This window comes from Arthrobacter sp. 92 (assembly GCF_050260325.1).
GTDB lineage: Bacteria > Actinomycetota > Actinomycetes > Actinomycetales > Micrococcaceae > Arthrobacter.
In genome coordinates, this window is the sequence record NZ_CP189863.1 from 2,056,818 (window position 1) to 2,076,724 (window position 19,907).

14 protein-coding genes and 2 riboswitches are annotated in these 19,907 nt (G+C 65.6%); of the genes, 3 read left to right on the plus strand and 11 right to left on the minus strand.

Annotated elements, in window-relative coordinates:
• Nucleotides 1-31 precede the first annotated feature (31 nt).
• The 11 genes from lipA to ACP4XC_RS09480 all read right to left on the minus strand — a co-directional run bounded on the left by lipA (nt 32) and on the right by ACP4XC_RS09480 (nt 13,234).
• Nucleotides 32-1,039, minus strand: coding sequence for a lipoyl synthase (gene lipA, locus ACP4XC_RS09430; protein WP_427174661.1), 1,008 nt, complete (start codon nt 1,037-1,039; stop codon nt 32-34).
• A gap of 13 nt (nt 1,040-1,052) precedes the next feature.
• On the minus strand, nt 1,053-2,450 hold the full coding sequence (locus ACP4XC_RS09435; RefSeq protein ID WP_427174663.1) for an L-serine ammonia-lyase: 1,398 nt from the start codon (nt 2,448-2,450) through the stop codon (nt 1,053-1,055).
• A gap of 98 nt (nt 2,451-2,548) precedes the next feature.
• Nucleotides 2,549-3,859, minus strand: a complete 1,311-nt coding sequence (gene glyA / locus ACP4XC_RS09440) for a serine hydroxymethyltransferase (RefSeq protein WP_427174664.1) — start codon at nt 3,857-3,859, stop codon at nt 2,549-2,551.
• A complete protein-coding gene (gene gcvH, locus ACP4XC_RS09445) occupies nt 3,856-4,239 on the minus strand; it encodes a glycine cleavage system protein GcvH (protein WP_427174666.1) in 384 nt (127 codons plus the stop codon). The genes glyA and gcvH overlap by 4 nt, the downstream gene beginning before the upstream one ends.
• Before the next feature lie 90 nt (nt 4,240-4,329).
• A complete protein-coding gene (gene gcvT, locus ACP4XC_RS09450; RefSeq protein ID WP_427174667.1) occupies nt 4,330-5,478 on the minus strand; it encodes a glycine cleavage system aminomethyltransferase GcvT in 1,149 nt (382 codons plus the stop codon).
• Nucleotides 5,479-5,487: 9 nt separating this feature from the next.
• Nucleotides 5,488-8,352 carry an aminomethyl-transferring glycine dehydrogenase gene (gene gcvP, locus ACP4XC_RS09455; RefSeq protein ID WP_427174669.1) on the minus strand — a complete coding sequence of 955 codons (2,865 nt, stop codon included), beginning with the start codon at nt 8,350-8,352 and terminating at the stop codon, nt 5,488-5,490.
• Between the two features lie 38 nt (nt 8,353-8,390).
• Nucleotides 8,391-8,496, minus strand: a riboswitch (glycine riboswitch).
• Nucleotide 8,497: 1 nt separating this feature from the next.
• Nucleotides 8,498-8,595, minus strand: a riboswitch (glycine riboswitch).
• A gap of 768 nt (nt 8,596-9,363) precedes the next feature.
• Nucleotides 9,364-10,485: an EAL domain-containing protein gene (locus ACP4XC_RS09460; protein ID WP_427174670.1), complete on the minus strand. Its 1,122-nt coding sequence runs from the start codon at nt 10,483-10,485 to the stop codon at nt 9,364-9,366.
• 275 nt (nt 10,486-10,760) lie between these two features.
• A complete protein-coding gene (locus ACP4XC_RS09465) occupies nt 10,761-12,056 on the minus strand; it encodes a Vps62-related protein (protein ID WP_427174672.1) in 1,296 nt (431 codons plus the stop codon).
• Nucleotides 12,057-12,158: 102 nt separating this feature from the next.
• A complete protein-coding gene (locus tag ACP4XC_RS09470) occupies nt 12,159-12,317 on the minus strand; it encodes a hypothetical protein (RefSeq protein WP_427174673.1) in 159 nt (52 codons plus the stop codon).
• Between the two features lie 342 nt (nt 12,318-12,659).
• Nucleotides 12,660-12,941 carry a hypothetical protein gene (locus ACP4XC_RS09475; RefSeq protein ID WP_427175071.1) on the minus strand — a complete coding sequence of 94 codons (282 nt, stop codon included), beginning with the start codon at nt 12,939-12,941 and terminating at the stop codon, nt 12,660-12,662.
• Nucleotides 12,942-12,973: 32 nt separating this feature from the next.
• Nucleotides 12,974-13,234 carry a DUF6282 family protein gene (locus tag ACP4XC_RS09480; protein ID WP_427174674.1) on the minus strand — a complete coding sequence of 87 codons (261 nt, stop codon included), beginning with the start codon at nt 13,232-13,234 and terminating at the stop codon, nt 12,974-12,976.
• Nucleotides 13,235-13,699: 465 nt separating this feature from the next.
• Here ACP4XC_RS09480 and ACP4XC_RS09485 point away from each other — a divergent pair, with 465 nt between their 5' ends.
• The 3 genes from ACP4XC_RS09485 to ACP4XC_RS09495 all read left to right on the plus strand — a co-directional run bounded on the left by ACP4XC_RS09485 (nt 13,700) and on the right by ACP4XC_RS09495 (nt 19,822).
• The gene (locus ACP4XC_RS09485) at nt 13,700-14,620 is read left to right on the plus strand and encodes a TM2 domain-containing protein (RefSeq protein WP_427174676.1); all 921 of its coding nucleotides are present in this window, start codon (nt 13,700-13,702) and stop codon (nt 14,618-14,620) included.
• 415 nt (nt 14,621-15,035) lie between these two features.
• On the plus strand, nt 15,036-17,489 hold the full coding sequence (locus ACP4XC_RS09490) for a sensor domain-containing protein (protein ID WP_427174677.1): 2,454 nt from the start codon (nt 15,036-15,038) through the stop codon (nt 17,487-17,489).
• A gap of 536 nt (nt 17,490-18,025) precedes the next feature.
• Complete coding sequence (locus ACP4XC_RS09495) at nt 18,026-19,822, plus strand: S8 family serine peptidase (protein ID WP_427174679.1); 1,797 nt, start codon at nt 18,026-18,028, stop codon at nt 19,820-19,822.
• The last annotated feature ends 85 nt before the right edge of the window (nt 19,823-19,907 follow it).

A 19,907-nucleotide genomic window follows, 5' to 3' on the forward strand; every position in this document is an offset into this window, starting at 1 on the left:
TGGTCCTCTCCGGGCATCAGGGTTGGGTTGTTCAGGCCGTAGCCGCCATTAGTGAGCTGGCTTCCTGGCGGGTGGTCCCGGAGCTTTCGATGTGCGCGAGCTCGGCCGGTATTTCCCAGCCCTTCTTGCGCATCGCGGTGGCCCAGAGCCGGCCGGCCCGGTAGGAGGAACGCACCAGCGGGCCGGACATGACACCGAGGAAGCCGATCTCGTCCGCTTCCTGCTGGAGATCCAGGAACTCCTGCGGCTTGACCCAGCGGTCCACCGGCAGGTGCCGCTCGGACGGGCGAAGGTACTGGGTGATGGTGATCAGGTCGCAGCCGGCCTCGTGCAGGTCCCGCAGCGCCTCGGAGATCTCCTCGCGGGTCTCGCCCATGCCCAGGATCAGGTTGGACTTGGTGACCATGCCGAGTTTTCGCCCCTGCGTGATGACGTCCAGGGACCGCTCGTAGCGGAACGCGGGACGGATGCGCTTGAAGATCCGGGGCACGGTCTCCACGTTGTGGGCGAACACCTCGGGCTTGGAGTCGCAGATGGCCTGGATGTGTTCGGGTTTGCCGGAGAAGTCCGGGATCAGCAGTTCGACGCCGGTGCCCGGGTTCAGCTCGTGGATCTTGCGGACCGTTTCGGCGTAGAGCCAGACTCCCTCGTCTTCGAGGTCGTCGCGGGCCACGCCGGTCACCGTGGCGTAGCGCAGCTGCATGGCCTGGACGGAGCGGGCCACCTTGGTGGGCTCGAAGACGTCCACGGGGGAGGGCTTGCCGGTGTCGATCTGGCAGAAGTCGCAGCGGCGGGTGCATTCGGAGCCGCCGATCAGGAAGGTGGCCTCCTTGTCTTCCCAGCACTCAAAGATGTTGGGGCAGCCGGCCTCCTCGCACACGGTGTGCAGGCCTTCCTTTTTGACCAGCTTCTTGAGCTGCACGAACTCGGGGCCCATCTGGACCTTGGCCTTGATCCATTCCGGCTTGCGTTCCACCGGTGTGGCCGCATTTCGCTGCTCGATGCGCAGCATTTTCCGGCCTTCTGGTGCCAGTGTCATTGTTCTCTTTCCTTCAGCATTCAACGACGTTGACGGCGAGGCCGCCCATAGCCGTTTCCTTGTATTTGGAGCTCATGTCGCGTCCTGTCTCGCGCATGGTGACGATGACCTCGTCCAGGGAGACCCGGTGCGAGCCGTCGCCCCAGAGTGCCATCTTGGCGGCGTTGATGGCCTTCGCGGCGGCGATGGCATTGCGTTCGATGCACGGGATCTGCACCAGGCCGCCGATCGGATCGCAGGTCAGGCCGAGGTTGTGTTCCATGGCGATTTCCGCGGCGTTTTCCACCTGCTGGGGCGTGCCGCCCATGACCTCGGCCAATCCGGCGGCGGCCATCGAGGACGCCGAGCCCACCTCGCCCTGGCAGCCCACCTCCGCCCCGGAGATCGAGGCCTGCTCCTTGTACAGCACACCGATGGCGGCCGCGGTCAGCAGGAACTTCACGACCGCATCGTCGCGGTCCTGTTGGGTGGCCTGGTCCATGCCGGGGGCGAAGTGCAGCGCGTAATACAGGACCGCGGGGATAATTCCGGCGGCGCCGTTGGTGGGGGCGGTGACAACCCGGCCGCCGGAGGCGTTTTCCTCGTTCACGGCCAAAGCGATCAGGTTCACCCATTCCTGCCAGTACTTCGGGTCCCGGTCCTTGTCCTCCTTGAGTAGGCGATCATGCCAGTCAGGCGCACGGCGGCGGACCTTCAGGCCGCCCGGCAGGAGGCCTTCTCGCTTGAGGCTGACCGCCACACAACCCTCCATCACGGAGTAGATATGCAGCAGCCCGTCGCGGATCTCCTCTTCCGTGCGGCTGTCCTCTTCGTTGATCCGCATCACCTCGCTGATGCTCAGCGAGGTCTTCCGGCAATGGTCCATCAGTTCGGCGGAGGTACGGAAGGGCAGCGGCAGTTCCTTCCTGGACTCCTCCAACTCCTGCTGCGCCGCGACCTCCTCGCCCTCACGAACGATGAATCCGCCACCGACGGAGAAGAAGGTAGCAGTGTGCAGGACCTCGCCATCGGAGCCCGTAACGGTGAACGTCATGCCGTTGGTGTGCCGCGGCAGGATCGTCAAGGGACGCAGAACCATGTCCGTCACCCCGTAGGGCAGGGACACAGCACCGGCCAGCTGAAGCGTTCCTGTTTCAGCGATGGCGGCCAGTCGTTCCTCCACCTCGTCGGGCAGGATCAGCTCCGGGTGGAGGCCCTCAAGGCCAAGCAGGATCGCGGTCATGGTGCCGTGGCCGTGGCCCGTGGCGGCAAGTGAACCGTAGAGGTCCACCCGCAGTCCGGCCACCTGCTGCAGGTCGCCGAAGGCCTTGAGTTCTTCGGCGAAGACGGCGGCGGCCCGCATGGGGCCCACGGTGTGCGAACTGGATGGGCCTATTCCGATGGAAAAGAGGTCAAAGACTCCAACAGCCATTGTCGGTTCCTTACTAAGTATGGGTGTTACAGGTCCCGGGGTCCGGTGGGTGAGCCTGTCGAAATCCCCAATTTTTCGACAGGCTCATTTACCACGGATTACAGCGAGGGGTAGAGCGGGTGGGCGGCGGCGAGGGCCTCCACCCGGTGGCGCAGGCCGGAGAGGTCCGCGCCGGCGTCGGCGGTCAGTGCCTCCGCGATGATGTCCGCTACCTCGGCGAACGCCGCCTCGCCGAAGCCGCGGGTGGCCAGGGCGGGGGTGCCGATGCGGAGCCCGGAGGTGACCATCGGCGGGCGAGGGTCGAACGGCACGGCGTTGCGGTTCACGGTGATGTCGATTTCCGCGAGGCGGTCCTCGGCTTCCTGGCCGTTGAGCTCGCAGTTGCGCAGGTCCACCAGGACCAGGTGCACGTCCGTGCCGCCGGAGATCACGTTGATGCCCTGTGCGGTGACGTCAGGTTGGACCAGACGCTCGGCGAGGATCCGTGCGCCGGCGAGGACACGTTCCTGGCGTTCCTTGAACTCCGGGGACGCGGCGATCTTGAAGGCCACGGCCTTTCCGGCGATCACGTGCTCCAGCGGGCCGCCCTGCTGGCCGGGGAACACGGCGGAATTGATCTTCTTGGCGATGTCGGCGTCGTTGCTCAGGATGATGCCGCCGCGCGGACCGGCGAGGGTCTTGTGCGTGGTGGAGGTGGTGACGTGGGCGTGCGGCACCGGTGAGGGGTGCAGCCCGGCCGCGACGAGCCCGGCGAAGTGTGCCATGTCCACCATCAGGTAGGCGCCCACGGAATCGGCGATCCGGCGGAACTCGGCGAAGTCCAGCTGCCGGGCGTATGCGGACCAGCCGGCGACGATCAGGGCCGGCTGGTGCTCCTGGGCGAGGCGTTCGACCTCGGCCATATCAATCCGGTGGTCATCTTCGCGGACCTGGTACGGGATGACGTTGTACAGGCGGCCGGAGAAGTTGATCTTCATGCCGTGGGTGAGGTGGCCGCCGTGCGCCAGGTTCAGGCCCATGATGGTGTCACCCGGGCGGATCAGGGCGTGCATCACGGAGGCGTTGGCCTGTGCGCCGGAGTGCGGCTGGACGTTCGCGTATTCGGCGCCGAACAGGGCCTTGACCCGGTCGATCGCGAGCTGCTCGATCACGTCGACGTGCTCGCAGCCGCCATAGTAGCGCTTGCCCGGGTAGCCCTCGGCGTACTTGTTCGTCAGGACGGAACCCTGCGCCTGCATGACGGCCCTGGCGGTGTGGTTCTCCGAGGCGATCATCTCCAAACCGTCGCGCTGGCGGGTGAGCTCGTCGTCGATCTTTGCGGCGATCTCCGGGTCCAGCGCGGACAGGTCCGCGTCCAGGGATGCGGAGACGACCTGCGGGAAGCTGGTGGTTGCCCCGGCCGCGCTCACAGTTCGCCGCCGTTGGCTGCTGCGTACTCTTCAGCGGACATCAACGGACCTTCTTCGGTCACGGCGACTTTGAAGAGCCAGCCGGCACCGTAGGGGTCGCTGTTGATCAGCGCGGGGTCATCGACGACGGCCGGGTTGATTTCGGTGACCTCGCCCGTGACGGGGGCGTACAGGTCGGAGACGGACTTGGTCGACTCCACCTCGCCGCAGGTCTCCCCCGCGGTCACGGTGGCGCCAGCCTCGGGCAGGTCCACATAGACGATGTCGCCGAGCGCATCGGCGGCGACCGCCGAGATGCCGATCCCCGCAGTGCCAGATCCGTCAGCAGCAACCCACTCGTGCTCCGCGGAGTACTTCAGTTCAGCAACAACCTTGCTCATGTTTTTTCCTTTACGTTGTGAAATCTATGGTGGTCGAAGGGGGCCAGCTGTCGGGCCCCCACAGGCTCAGGGTGACCCGACCGGGCCGGGCTACTTTTCGTGCTTGTAGAAAGGCAGGGCCACGACTTCGAACGGCTCGGCCTTGCCGCGCAGGTCGATGTCCAGGACCGTGCCTGGTGCGGCGTGTTCGACGTCGACATAAGCCATGGCGACGGGGTACCCCAGGGTGGGGCTCGGCTGGCCGGAGGTCACTTCGCCAACAACGTTGCCGTCCTTCAGGACGGGGTAATGGCTGCGGCCGGCACGGCGGCCGAGGCCCTTGAGGCCCACCAGCTTGCGGCCGGTAGTGGAGCCTGCGCCTGCTGCCTTGAGCTCACTCAGGGCCGCCTTGCCGATGAAATCCGACTCCTTGGCGAGCGAGACAACCGGGCCCAGGTTTGCTGCGTAAGGGTTGCCTTCGCGGGAAAGCTCGTTGCCGTAGAGCGGCATGCCGGCTTCCAGGCGGAGCGAGTCGCGGCAGGCCAGGCCGGCCGGAATGAGCCCGCGGCCGGCGCCGGTTTCCAGCAATGCTTCCCACAGGCCGGCTGCGTCCTCGTTGGGAATGTAGATCTCGAAGCCGTCCTCGCCGGTGTAGCCGGTGCGGGCCAGCAGCAGCTCCTGCACGGTGGCGTTGACGGTGAGCCCTACCTCGACGGCGGCGTAATACTTGAGCTCCGTAACCAGCGAGTGCTGCTCTGCCGGGACCAGCGTCAGCAGGATGGCCTCTGCGTTCGGTCCCTGGACGGCGATCAGGGACGTCTCGGCGGAAACGTCCTCCACCGTGACGTCGAAACCCGCAGCCCTTTCGGCCAGTGCAGCGGCCACCACCGCGGCGTTGCCCGCGTTCGGAACCACGAGGTACTTGTCAGTGCCGTCGGCCCCCGCCGGACGGCGGTAGGAAATCAGGTCATCGATGATGCCGCCGTCTTCCTGGCAGATCAGCGAGTACTTGGCCTTGCCGACCGCCACCGCTGACAGCTTGCCGGCCAGGGCGTAGTCCAGGAAGGGTGCGGCGTCGGGACCGGTGACCCAGACTTCGCCCATGTGGGAGAGGTCGAACAGGCCCGCGGCGTTGCGCACGGCGTGGTGCTCGGACAGCTCGGAGTGGTATTTCAGGGGCATCTGCCAGCCGCCGAAGTCGGTGAAGGAGGCGCCGGCCTTCTTGTGCTCTTCATAGAGCGCGGTGTAGTTCTCAGGCATCAGGAATCCTTAGTTTTCAAACTCGGCGATGGGCGGGCACGAGCAGACCAGGTTCCGGTCACCGGCAGCGCCGTCGATGCGGCCAACCGGCGGGAAGTACTTGTCCTGCCTGAGGGAGTGGACGGGGAACGCAGCCTGCTCGCGCGGGTACTGGCGGGCCCAGTCGGAAGAGACGACGGCCGCCGCGGTGTGCGGTGCGTTGCGCAGCGGGGAACCCTCCAGGGTGAAGTCCCCGGCGGCGACCTGCTCGATCTCGGCGTGGATGGTGATCATCGCGTCGATGAACCGGTCGATCTCCGCGAGGTCCTCCGACTCGGTGGGCTCCACCATGAGGGTGCCGGCCACCGGGAACGCCAGCGTGGGGGCGTGGAAGCCGAAATCGATGAGGCGCTTGGCCACGTCCTCGGCGGTGACGCCGGTCCGGGCCGTGAGTTCACGCAGGTCCAGGATGCACTCGTGCGCCACGAGTCCGCCTTCGCCCGTGTACAGGACCGGGAAGAACTCGTTCAGGCGGGAGGCGATGTAGTTCGCCGCCAGCAGCGCCGACTTGGTGGCCTCGGTCAGGCCCGCACCGCCCATGAGCTTCACGTAGGCCCAGGAAATCGGCAGGACGCCGGCGGATCCGTACCGCGAGGCAGAGATCGCCACGCCGTGCCCGGCCTCGTGCGCGGCCTTGTTGGCATCACCCGGCATGAACGGTGCCAGGTGCGCCTTGGCAGCGACCGGGCCTACCCCGGGGCCGCCGCCGCCGTGCGGAATGCAGAAGGTCTTGTGCAGATTCAGGTGGGACACGTCGCCGCCGAACTTGCCGGGCTGGGCCAGACCCACCAGGGCGTTGAGGTTGGCGCCGTCCACGTAGACCTGGCCGCCGGCGGCGTGGACCGCGTCGCAGACCTCGCGCACGTCGGCGTCGTACACCCCGTGCGTGGACGGGTACGTGATCATGATCGCGGACAGGACGTCCTGGTGCAGCTCGACCTTGGCGTTCAGGTCCGCGTGGTCGATCGTGCCGTCAGAAGCGGTCGCCACCACAACAACCTTCATGCCCGCCAGGACCGCGGAGGCCGCGTTGGTGCCGTGCGCCGAAGCCGGGATCAGGCAGACGTTGCGCTGGGCATCGCCGCGCGGGAGGTGGTAGCCGCGGATGGCCAGCAGGCCCGCGAGCTCGCCCTGGGAACCGGCGTTCGGCTGGATGGACACCTGGTCGTAGCCGGTGATCTCGGTGAGGTCCGCTTCCAGGCCCTCGATCAGTTCCCGCCAGCCCGCGGTCTGGGAGTCCGGCGCGAAGGGGTGGATGGAGGCGAACTCCGGCCAGGAAATGGCCTCCATCTCGGCGGTGGCGTTCAGCTTCATGGTGCACGAGCCCAGCGGGATCATGGTGCGGTCCAGCGAGAGGTCCCGGTCCGAGAGCTTCCGGATGTAGCGCAGCAGCTGGGTTTCGGAGCGGTGGGTGTTGAACACCGGGTGCTGCAGGAATTCGGAGGTGCGCTGCACCGTCTCGGGCAGCTCGAAGCCCTGGGCCGCCACCACGGGACCGGCGCCAAAGGCGACGACCACCGCGGAGAGAACCTCCGCCGTCGTGGTTTCATCGACTGACACGCCAACCGTGTCCGCATCGATGAAGCGTAGGTTGATGCCGCGGGCCTCGGCGGCGGTGATGACCTTCCGGGCTTTGCCCGGCACGCGGACTGTGACGGTGTCGAAGAAGGACTCGCTCACCAGTTCCCGGCCCGCGATCTTCAGCGTGGCGGCGAGGGCGCGGGCGTTGTTGTGGACGGTCTCGGCGATCGCCTTCAGACCGTCAGGTCCGTGGTAGACGGCGTACATCGAGGAGACGATGGCCAGCAGCGCCTGAGCGGTGCAGATGTTGGACGTGGCCTTTTCACGGCGGATGTGCTGCTCGCGGGTCTGCAGGGCCAGCCGGTAGGCCGGGACGCCGGCGTTGTCCTTGGAGACGCCGACAATGCGGCCGGGAAGCGTGCGTTCCATGCCTTCGCGCACCGCCATGTAGGCCGCGTGCGGGCCGCCGAAGAACAGCGGCACGCCCAGGCGCTGCGTGGAGCCGACGGCGACGTCCGCGCCCTGCTCGCCCGGAGGGGTGAGCAGGGTCAGGGCCAGGAGGTCCGCTGCCACGGTGACGAGCGCGCCGCGGTCTTTGGCCTCTGCGATCACGGCCGTCTGGTCCCAGACCTGGCCGGAAACGCCGGGCTGCTGCAGGACCACACCGTTGATGTCGCCGTCGGGCAGTCCCTGGGACAGGTCCGCTATCTCCACATCGAAGCCGAGCGCTTCGGCGCGGCCCTTGACGATGGCGATGGTCTGCGGGAGGCAGTCGGCGTCCAGGACGGTCTTGCCGTCACGGGCCTCTTTGTTCTTGTTGGCGCGGCGCATCAGGAGCACGGCTTCGGCCACGGCGGTGGCCTCGTCGAGGAGCGACGCGTTGGCCACCGGAAGCGCGGTGAGGTCCTGGACCATGGTCTGGAAGTTCAGCAGCGCCTCGAGCCGGCCCTGGGAAATCTCCGGCTGGTAGGGCGTGTAGGCGGTGTACCAGGCGGGGGCTTCGAGGATGTTGCGGCGGATCACCGGCGGCGTGACGGTGTCGTAGTAGCCCTGGCCGATCATCTGCACGGCCGTCTTGTTCTTGGAAGCGAGCTTGCGCAGCTCGGCCAGCACCTCAACTTCGCTGAGGGCGCTGTCGAGGCTGAGCGGCTTTTCCTGGCGGATGGAGGCGGGTACTGCGTTGTCAACGAGGCCGTCTACGGTGTCGTAGCCGACGGCCTTGAGCATGGTGTCGATGTCTGTTTGGCGGCGCGCGCCGATGTGGCGGTCTGCGAACGTGGACGGGGTCGACTGAATCGTCATGAGGAACTCCATAATTCAGGTGGCGCCGGAGTGCCACGATGATTCGGGTTCCTCCCCGCTCTGTATTGGACCTGAGAGTTTCCGCGTTGCCTGCTGTTAGCAGGCGCCACTTGCACCGTCGGTGAGCCCGGTTTCCCGGACTGCTTTCCAGAGTTGCCTTGCCGCGGCGGTACGTGGGCCTGAGAGATTCCTGGGGAGGATTTGCTCCTACGGCGCCTGCTGAACGTACCGGCAGGACTCTCCCGCCGCAGATCATAAGCTGTGCCACTTGTCGGTGACACGGCTCACACTGTAGCTTGCGCTCGGGCAGCAACGCAAGAGCCCGCTTCAAAATGTCATTCGCTGCCCTGCAGTCAACTGACCAAGGAGTCGGCAGGGCCGTCTGCTCGGTGGGGAGATGACCCTTGGCTCCGACCGCGCGCCGGTAGGGGGCGTCTACAAACTCATCGAAGGCACCGCCACTCAGGGATAGAGCGAAGCCCTCGGAATCTTGGTCCTGAACTACCCCCTACCTGAACCAATGACATGCCGGCCCACTTGCGCAAACGCCGTAGGCTTTCCCCTCACCGCCGTGGTCTCCCTGCAGGTCAGACCCAAATCCATTTCGGATGTGCTGGACCGGCTCAGCGGTCACGAATCAGCCCCCATGGTCACGATGGTTACTGGTCAGGCCCCCGTGGTCTTTCACGGAGTCTTTCATGATCCCAGGAGTCCGGCCGATTTCATCACCAAGGACATCGGCGCACTCCCGGCATTCAGCCCATGGACACCAAGGTGGCCATCGCCGTCACGCGGCGCTACTGGATGGACCGCGACGGACCGCACATCGGCGATCAGGTTGAAGGACCTCTGAGACGTTAGCCCGCTTTCCCTGCGGCCCCCTGAATAGCCTGCACAGGGCGCACGTCTCAGGCGCTGGAGAGCCGGTACCGGTGGTCAAATCCGGGACAGCGCGTGCAGGGTTCGGTTTCGGCTGGTTGCCTGCCGGTGCCCCTGTGGCGGGTTCTTGCGGTGTGGTTGTGGTCAAAACCATATGGAGGCTGTAGGGGGAGGAGCCTGCGGTCCTGCCTGTGCGTGGGCGGGGTGGTCCCAGTCGGCCCAGTCCTGGGGGCGGGTGGTGGGTCGGGCGAGGAAGTAGCCTTGGGCGCCGCTCACGCCGAGTGCTCCGACAGCGGCGAGTTCGTCTTTGGTTTCGATTCCTTCGGCGATGAGCGCTGCTCCGAGCTGTTCGGCGAAGCCGACCATGGCCTCGACGAAGGCGTGGCGGAGGGTGTCCGTGTCGATTCCGGCGATGAGGCTGCGGTCGAGTTTGATGATTTCGGGTTGAAGTTCTTTAATCCGGTGGAGCGAGTCGAAGTATGAGCCGGCATGGTCGAACGCGAGCCGGACCCCGCGCCCTCGCAGTGGTGCCAGTGCCTCGTTCAGGGCGCGGGCCTGCTCCGGGCTCAGCGCTTCGGTGAGTTCAAGGACGATGCGGTCCGGGGCCAGCAGGGATTCCTCCAGCAGGCCCGGTAGCAGCGGGTCCAGACAAGTGGCGGGGGAGAGCTTCAGCGCCACGTACAGATGTGGGGGAAGGCGCTGCGCTGCGGCGAGTGCGGACTCCAGGGCCATGAATTCAAGTTCGCTTCCCATCCGGGCCTCGGCGGCTTCAGCGAACCAGTAGCCAGCGTCATCGCTGCCGTCGGTGACGAACCGAGTGAACGCCTCCGCTCCGGTAACAGAGCCAAGGGAAAGGTCGTGGATGGGCTGAAAAGCGGTCAGCAGCATCCTGCCTTCAAGGACCGCCTCGATCCGGGAAGCACGCTCAGCCTCACTCTCCACCGCAACTGCCGGGGCCAGGGTGCCGGGGGGAAGGGCGGATCCGGCGGCCGTGGGTGTCGGCTTCGCGGGGCCGGTGGGGGTCCGGAGGGAAAACAGGTGTTCGATCAGTGCTGTTTCCGGGTGACCGGGATGGGAGGCAAGGCGTTCGCGAAGCTGGTCCCTGACATGGGCCAGTTCCGGCGCGGGGTCTGAGAGCACGGTGTAGATAATGGTCGAGGCCTGGCGGCGTATGACCGAAGGGTCAGTGCGGTCAGACTCGGGCGCCGGGTCTGCGGAGGCCTGGCTTTGGGAGCATGCGGGCAAGGCTGAGGGGTTCGTGGACATGGGTTATTCCTTTGTTCCCCGTTCAGGCTGAGCCCGGAACCGGCCCGCCTCTTTCCTGAAGCCCGGCTCTTCGATCAGGGGACTATGAGTATTCGCAGGTTCTGGTAACCGCTGTTGCAGTCCTCGGCGGGGGGACTGTGAGGGAATTGGCCCTGCTCCGCCGGCGGCGGCCGCCCCGAAGAGGAGCTCTTATCAACCATCCGCCGATGGACGGCAGGTTGGTCCCGGGGGGGCCGCCGGTGTGTGGGCACGCCGGCGGTCCCCCGGTGCCGGTGTCAGGCCGGGCCGCTGCTGTCCGTGGCTAGAAGCTCGGCCACTTGATAGGTCACCTGGCTTAGGACGTCACCGCCAGTGCGGTACACGAGGAAATCGGTCTGTTTTTGCCAGATCAGTATCCTGTCGGCCGGTTCCAGATGGAGTTCGACCCTGGTGGAGGTCCGGCTGCCGGTCCCGGTGGTCGTCGCGGGGCTCACCTGCATCTCCCGGGTGTAGCTGACCGAGATCTTCGGGCTGAGCGGAGCGGCCTGCACCCCGGTGTCCGCACCAACGGCCAGCGAGGTGGCGGCCCGGAACGCAGCGGCGGCGTCCTGGCTGGTTCCAATGGTGCACTTCTTGGTGTGGAGGCCTCGATCCTGTGACGGGAAGCTTCCCGTGCACACCCAATACGGCTGGGCTGCCAGGTAATAGAAGGGGCTGGAGGAAGGGTCACCCCCCGTGGCGGGGTCATCGACCACAAGGCAGGGAAGCACGGCCACCTTCCCCAGCCCCTGGACGGTTTCGGTGCCCTCACCGTAGTCCGGGGCGCATTCGGGTGCGGGAGCTCCCGCGGCCCCGGGCACCGGCAGCAGCAGTTTCTCCAGCACCAGGCAGTACGAGCCGGGGTTCCCTCGATGGTTCTCCCTATATTGATCGCTGAGGATCGTGGTCGGGGCGAGCATCAGGTCCCGGCCGGGGAGGACATTGGCCAGCGAAGGTGTGCTCAGATCACCGTTGTGACCGGTCCAGCCCTGTCCGGCGTCGGTCCAAAGCTCTTCTGTTGGAATACTTTGGAGGTAGTCGTTGCGGATGCACCAGTAGTCCCCGGGGACCGGGGCCTGTCCGTTGACTCCGACACAGAGGCCCAGCGCCTGGTAGCCATCGGGTGCCTGCGGCCAGAAATAGGTGAGGTCATCCTGGTTTCCCGAGCCCTTGTCATCGAGATCGAGAATCCACTCGAAACCGGTCGGGTGCGCTACCGCGTCCTCGTGAGCCTGTACGGGGGCGATGAGCATGACCGGCGTTTCGGCGATGGTCTTGTTGGCCACAACGGCGAAGTCCCCTAGCGGCCGGAAGTTATCGACGTCGTCGCCGTTGTACCGGTAGAACCGGATCGGTGTATCTCCGCGCTGGGATGACCAGCAGTTGTGGAAGTCTCCGGTGTCGGCGAACTTGATCAGCAACGGGTTGAACGGTGCGCCGTCGGAGGCGTAGTTCATCGCTGTCATGGCCGCCGTCACGAGGCGGCGGGGATTGACCGGCGCGTCGTTGGTCCGCGTGGTTATCCGTTCAGCTGTGCTGGATGTATTGACCATCTTTCCCCCTTGATTCGGTGTTTACGAGTTTGCGTTTGTGATCCTGCTGCCCGGTCCCCGGGACAGAGGTTCACTGGTCCGGAGTTGAGACCTGTCCGGATCTCACCTGGTGGCCGGCGGGATGAATACCGCCCCGTTCCCGGCGAAGTCTGCCTCAGCGATGGCCCCTGCTATGGCATGGGCAACCATGTTGCGCCCCTGGGGCGCGGCCCTGGGAGCCGGTTCAGGGATGGCGTGTTCAACCGTGGTGGAATTTTGCATTCTTCCCCCTTTTTACGGCCGGCTTTTTACGGTCGGCCTGTGACTCCCGTCCGCCCGTCATAGGGCCGGGCGGACCTTATCCGGGCGGACCAGAAGTCCCCGTCGGGCACCCCCGGCCCGAGGCAGGGCAGGGTAATGCGGTTGATCTCAGAAGATGCTGCAGCCAACGCATGACCACCGGGAATGAGCCCTCTTCGCAACCGCCCGGATAAGAATGTGGATCGGAAGCGTGGCCGCGGCGATGCCGCCGGTCCTGTGGTTCCGGTCTGCCGTATATGGCACAAATTCAGCGCGTGAGAGCTGTGCCTGAAGAACCGTTCTGTAGCCCCCTGCCATGAACGGTCACCATCTGATACGTGGTGTGCAAGACCACTGTGCTCCGGAAGCCCGAAACCTGTCAAGAGCAGGACAAGAGCAGGACTGGAAACGTTCTGCCTGCCGCCACCACTTCGACGCGGTGAGGGAACTGCCGCGAGTCCGGAGCGGGAGAAGGGACCGATGAAACCACGAGCTCACCGGCATCAGCCTTGGGACTGAGATTATCTTTCCCGCCGCAGCGGCAGCGGCAGCGACTGCCGCTGCGGTCCAGACCATCCGGCCGCCCATCTGGAGACTGAGTTCCATGGCGTAGGGGTTGATGCCGCCGACGGAGTTGTTCAGTGCCACACCGCTGTGGACCGGATCGGGAGGCCGTCGATGGCATCGTCGACGGCGGCGATGTCGGTGACCATGCTGTGGTGGTGGGACTTGACCAGGATGGCGCGGAAGCCGGCGGCGTGGGCCTGGAAGGCGACGCCGCGGATGCCGATGTTGCGCGGGAACGGTGATGGTGCGGGGTGGACGTGGAGGTCGACGGCGCCCACGAGGAGTTCGGGGATGCGGTCGTCGGAAAAGACGCGGCGCCGGTTGCAGGTCACCAACACAGCGACGGCGATGGACGCTCACCGGGTGTCCCCATGAGGTCCTCGGCAGTCGTCGCGACTCCGACGGAGGCCCTCGCGGAGTGCAGGATGATCATCTACCTGTTCGTTTAACAGTTCGTTGCCTTGGGCACCGCACCATTCCCGGTCCCCTGAGCCACGCAGCATCTCATGCATCCCCTTGGACCCCTTTCCCCGGCTTGCGTCACATAGAAACCCTGCGCGCGCCGCCGTTGCCGCCAGGACCGGCTCTGTGTAGCCTCTGAGAAGCGGCGACAGCTCCGCGCTAGTTTTCTTGGGGGAAGCGGTCAACACATGAGCATGCCATAGCGCGTACTGCCATCGGCAGCAGAGAAGCTCAGGCCGCGAGACCCGTCAGGCTTTCGTTACGGCCCCGGCCCCCACGGGACATCACCCACACATTCTTAGCGTCCGATGACGGACGCCCGTGAAAGGAACTCAATGAGTCAGAACAACCCTCCTGCAGGCCCCCCTTCCTACCCGGAGGCTCCTCCTGCTCACGCCTCCTCTCAGGGCGCTGGTTACCAGGGAACAGCTGGTGCCTACCCGGGAGCACCGTCCGGCTTCCCGAGCGCCGCACAGAACGGCCCGCAGACGGGAAGCAGGTCGTTCCTGACGGCCTGGCTGCTGTCCCTCTTGCTGGGTGGACTCGGCGTGGACCGTTTCTACCTGGGCAAGATCGGCACCGGTATCCTGAAGCTGGTCACCTTCGGCGGCCTGGGGATCTGGACCTTGATCGACCTGATTCTCCTGCTGACGAACAAGCAGACCGACAAGGCGGGCAACAAGCTCGCGGGCTATGAGCAGCACAAGAAGATCGCTCTCATTGTGACTGTTGCGCTCTTCGTCCTGGGCCTCATTATCAAGGTGTCCACCGGCGGTTCCTCTTCGACTTCTTCTGCTACTCCGGCACCTGCCCCGATTGTCGCTTCTGCTGCCGCTCCGGCGGCCGCTTCTGCCGCTCCGGCCGCTGCCGCTGCTGGCAAGATCGGCGAGGCTATGACTGTGGACATGGGCAACGGGAACGTCGCGAAGGTCACGATTGAGTCTGCTGTGTACAAGAAGTCGATCAGCCAGTACTCCACCCCGAAGAACGGCGGCTACCTGGTCCTGGACGTCCTGTGGGAGACCCAGTCGGGCAAGACTTCCTCGAACCCGATGTACTTTGAGGCGAAGGATGCCGCCGGCCACCAGTCGAACACTGACATCAGTGTCGAGGGTCCTTTGGGTGCCAGCACGGTTCTGCCGGGCGATAAGACCCGCGGCGCTGTCGCGTTTGACATCGCTTCTGGTGCTGACACGGTTATCATCACGAACACGATGTTGCAGGAGGCTGCTCGCTTCCAGGTCAACGCGGGCTAATAGCGGCGCCTAATCCGCCTAATCAGGGCCTCCAGCGCGTTGAGCGTTGGGGGCCCTACTTGCACCCCGGATTGGCGGCCAGAACGAACAACAGAGAAATTCGGTATGGTCGCCGCCGTGCACCGAGCCATGAACGATCTTGACCTGCCAGAAAGCCCTGCAACATGCAACGTCACGCACGCCTGACCCAAGCAGGGCACGAAACTCGTGGCCGCGATGATCGGGGACGTTGCAGCCCTGACCGGACCCGGAGGTCGCACACCTCGACCGACCGTGCAGAACTGGAAATCCTCCGCCCGCGGCAGGTCACCGTGGGGATGCTTGGCGCCGTGAGAGTGTGCGCTTGCGGAATAGTCAGTCCACTGATTAGCTTCGGACACAGCGTTGTGCGGAGGCTGGCCTGTCGGGGGGATCAATGGCTGAGGAACATCATGATGATCTGGTCATGCAGTCGTTGCTGCTGGATGAGATCGGGCAGTCCGTCATTGGTATGGATGGTGAGTGGCGGATCACGTACTGGAACCGCGCGTCCGAACGCCTGTACGGGTTCAGCCCGGCCGAAGTGCTGGGTGTGAAGATCGCGGATCTGGGCATTTTCGCTGCCCCCGAGGCGCAGGGGCAGGGTGCGACGGGGCGGGAGATAGCGCACCGGCTGGCCAATGGCGGGGACTGGGCCGGTGAGTTCTGGATGCGTGACCGTACGGGCAGGGAGTTCCCGGTACATGCCACGGTCAGCCCCATCCGTGGGCGGCATACGGTGCCCGTGGCCGTGGTGGCGATCTCCAAGGACATCACCGACCGTAAGCACGGCGAGGCCATCCTGCGCCGGCTCTCCGCGATGGTGGAATCCTCAGGGGATGCCATCATTGGTGCGGACCTGGGCGGGAGGATCACCAGCTGGAATGCCGGCGCCGCCCGGATGTTCGGCTGGAGTTCCCCGGAAGCGGTCGGGCAAAGCTACCGCCTTCTGGCCACCGGTGACGCGGTGGACTTCGGCGATGAAGTCATGGCCCGCACCGGGCAGGGTACGTTCGTGACCGGGCTGGTGACGCGGTGGCGGTGCAAGGACGGGTCGGTGATCGACGTGGAACTGACGGTCTCCCCGGTGTACGGCCAGGACGGGGCGCAGGTCGGAGCATCCGCCATTGCACGGGACATCACGGAGATCCAGCGGCTGAAAGCGGAGGCGGCGGCAGAGCGCGCACGTCTCCTGGCCGCCCAGGAGATGGCCCACGTCGGAAGCATTGAACACACCCCCGTCACCGGGGAAACGTGGTACTCGGAAGAGTATTGCCGGATCCTCGGCCTGCCTCCGGGCCACCCGGCCACCCGTGACTCAATGCCCGAGCTGACGCATCCGGAGGACCGCGATCTCGTCCGCCACATCTGGAAGAACCTGGAGGATGGGCTGGAATCCGCGGATTTCGAGTACCGGATCATCAGGCCTGACGGGGAACAGCGGTGGCTGCATTCCCGGATTCGGAGCGTGACCAGCACCGACGGGCAATCCCGTCGATTCCTGGACACGGTGCTGGACATCACCGAGCGCAAGAACGCCGCAGAAGTACTGGAGCACCAGGCCCGCCATGATGCATTAACGGGTCTGCCCAACAGGTACCTGATCACCGAGGTCCTCCAGGGCCTCCTGGACCGGGAGGCGCATCCGGTGGTGATGTTCGTGGACATCGACCGGTTCAAACTGATCAATGACGGCATCGGACACGGAGCCGGCGACACGATTCTGACGATCCTGGGGGAACGGCTCAGGAGCGCCGTCAGGGACCGCGACACGGTGGGCAGGTTCGGCGGCGATGAGTTCGTCGTGGTCTGCGAGAACCTGCTGATGCGCGGGGCGAGGACGCTCGCCGAGCGGATCAGGGCATGCACCCGGGACCCATTCGAGGTCGAAGGGCGGCAGATTTACCTCAACGTCAGCGTCGGCATCGCCCTGGCGCGGCTCCACGATACGGCCGAATCAATGCTGCGCGGGGCGGACGCGGCCATGTACCGGGCCAAGGCCGCGGGCGGGGATTCGTCCGCGGTTTACGATGCGCGAATGACCGGGAGCGCGACCGGACGCCTGGACCTGGAATCGGATCTGAGGCTCGCCCTGGACCGCGGCGAGCTATGCCTGAACTACCAGCCGATCATCGACGTCGCCACGGAGGCCACCGTGGGTTTCGAGGCATTGCTGCGGTGGCACCATAGCGAACTCGGTCTGATCATGCCCGACACCTTCATTCCCATAGCCGAGGAAACAGGCCTCATCGTCCCCATCGGCACCTGGGTGCTCCACGATGCACTGCGCCAGATCCAGCAATGGCGGCGGGCACTCCCCGGTGCGGAGAACGTTTCCGCCGCTGTGAACATTTCAGGACGCCAACTCGTGGCCGGAGACTTCCCCCTGGTCGTTGAGTCGGCCATCACCGGTTCGGGCATCGACCCGGCCGCAGTCAACCTGGAAATTACCGAAACCATCCTGATGGATCAGCCCGATCTTCCCAAAGAAACCCTGCAGCGGCTCTCCGCGCTCGGGGTCGGGCTCTCCATCGACGACTTCGGCACCGGCTACTCATCGCTGAGCTACCTCAAGTGGCTTTCAGCCCGGACCCTGAAAATTGACCGGACCTTCGTGGAGGAACTCGGAAGCGACCCGCACGGGGCGACCATCATCGAGCTCGTCCTGGGCATGGCCGAGAGCCTGAACCTCGACGTCATCGCGGAAGGCGTGGAAACCAGCGGCCAGCTCGCCGAACTGCGCCGGCTGGGCGTGCGCCACGCCCAAGGCTACTTTTGGAGCAAACCCCTGCCCCCTGAGCGCATCCCGGTCTGGCTGCACGGAAGCCCAGCTCTCCATGGGCGGAACTGACAACGGAGGCACGGTAGGACCACCGGCTACGCGAGGGCCAGCCGCAGCAACCCTGGCGTCCAACAGAATGCTTTGCCTTTGCCCCCGATCAAACCGCGGCAGGACCCGCCGCGGGTTCGAAAGTCCGCCGCGCCGGGATGCCGGAGTACTGGTCCACAGGACTCACCTGTAGCGGCTCCGGGAATTCCGGGAGGGCAGCATTGTCGACACGGAGCAGATCTCGCACGCCACGGGTAATCGAAAAGGGTTGCAGTTCCGTCTCCTGCCTCTGAGGATCCGACGCGCTGAAGATCCCGTGGAGTTCCCGTCCACCACCGCCCTGCGTCAAAGGATGGCTGGGGCCCACAATTGGCGCAGGTTTACCCCGAAGTCCAAGTTTTGGCGCAGGATTAGGGCAGCATTCAGCGGTCCTGGGCCGGCCGGAAATAAACTGATTCAGCCAGATTCCGGTCCTCACCCGATGGTCCTGACTCCGAAGGAACCCCGAAATTCTTTCCTCATTTGTTCGACGCCCCGCCCTGCTCCTGCTGCTGACCATGCTGGCGGTGACCTCCGCCGGGGTGGCCGCCGGGAACGCTTCGCCGGCCCCCGCGCACGCTGTGGACGGTGTGGAAAGAGGTGAAACAGCGCGCTATATCGTGAAGTATGCCGATCAAACCGACGCCGCGGCGGGGCTGAAAGGACTGCAGTCCCGGAATCTCGCCATCGGACGGACATTCTCGAAAGCGTTGCGCGGAGCCGTGGTGACCGCGACTGAAGCCCAAGCCAACGAGCTTAAGAACTCGGCACAGGTTGCCGCCGTCGAACTTGATACGAAGATGACTGCAACAGACACGGAACAGCCGTCGCCCTGGGGATTGGACCGGATCGACCAGCGCGCGTTGCCGCTCTCGGGCTCCTACACCTCCCCGGCTTCCGGTGCCGGGGTGAACGCCTACGTGATCGATACGGGAGTGCTGGCAACCCATACGGAATTTGGCGGACGCGTTGCGGCGGGATGGTCCGCCATCGCCGACGGAAACGGGACAACTGACTGCAACGGCCACGGCACCCACGTGGCCGGCATCATCGCGGGCAAGACCTACGGTGTGGCCAAAGCCGCCACCATCATTCCCGTTCGTGTGCTGGACTGCACGGGCTCCGCCTACACCTCGGATGTGGTCGCGGGCCTGGACTGGGTGGCCTCGAACCACGCTGCCGGGACACCCGCCGTGGCCAATATGAGCCTTGGCGGGTCCGCCAGTGCCATGGTTGACTCCGCCGTGCAAAGCCTTATCGCCGACGGCGTCACCACGACGGTCTCTGCCGGCAATTCAGCCGTGGATGCCTGCAACGGTTCCCCTGCCAGAGTCCCGGAGGCGATTACCGTGGCCGCCACCGACACCTCGGACCGGCAGGCCTCCTTCTCTGATTTCGGCTCCTGCGTCGACATGTACGCACCGGGTGTTGGAATTACTTCCGCCTGGTACACCTCGGGCACCGCAACCGCCACCATGAGCGGAACGTCCATGGCCGCACCCCACGCCGCGGGGGCTGCGGCGGTCCTGCTCTCCGAAGACCAGACAATGACCCCCTCGGCGGTGGCGTCCAAGCTGGACTCCGATGCGACCGCGGGGGTGGTCACCGCCGCCGGGGCGGGCACGCCGAACCGATTGCTGTTTTCGAATCCCGGGTCGGGTCTTCCCGCAGGCGCCTCATCGGCAATATCCGCCGCGGCGGCCGCGTCCCCGGAGATCGGCACCGCTACGGGGGCCGTGACCTGCGGCCTGGCCGGCGGAGGGTGCTACCAAACGTTTCAGGGCGGAGTCATCCACTGGTCCCCGGCCACCGGAGCCCATGTCACCAAGGGAGCCGTCGATGCGGCCTGGGCGGCGCAAAACTGGGAGAATGGCGGACTCGGCTACCCCACCAGCAATGAAATCGGGAACCTGAAGAACGGGGGCGTCTACCAGACGTTCCAGGGCGGCGTGATCCACTGGTCCCCGGCCACCGGAGCCCACATCACCAAGGGAGCCATTGACGCGGCCTGGGCGGGGCTCAACTGGGAGAACGGCTTCCTCGGCTACCCCACCAGCAATGAGATCACCGGGCTGAAGAACGGAGGCGTGTACCAGAACTTCCAGTTCGGCGTCATCTACTGGTCCGCCGGTTCGGGGGCCCACGCCAACGCGGGCGCCATCCGCGCGGCATATGCATCGCAGGGCTGGGAGAACGGCCGCTTGGGCTATCCGATCACCAATGAGTACGCCTCCGGCGCCGGTGTGGCCCAGGACTACCAAGGCGGACGCATCACCTGGTCCGCCGGTGCCGGCACCGTCATCACCTACATGTAAGGCTGACCTTATGCTGACGGGGGTCATTGGGTGTGTAGAAGCCTTCGACGGCGCCCGCTGACCGGCGGGACCTCCATTTCGCTGC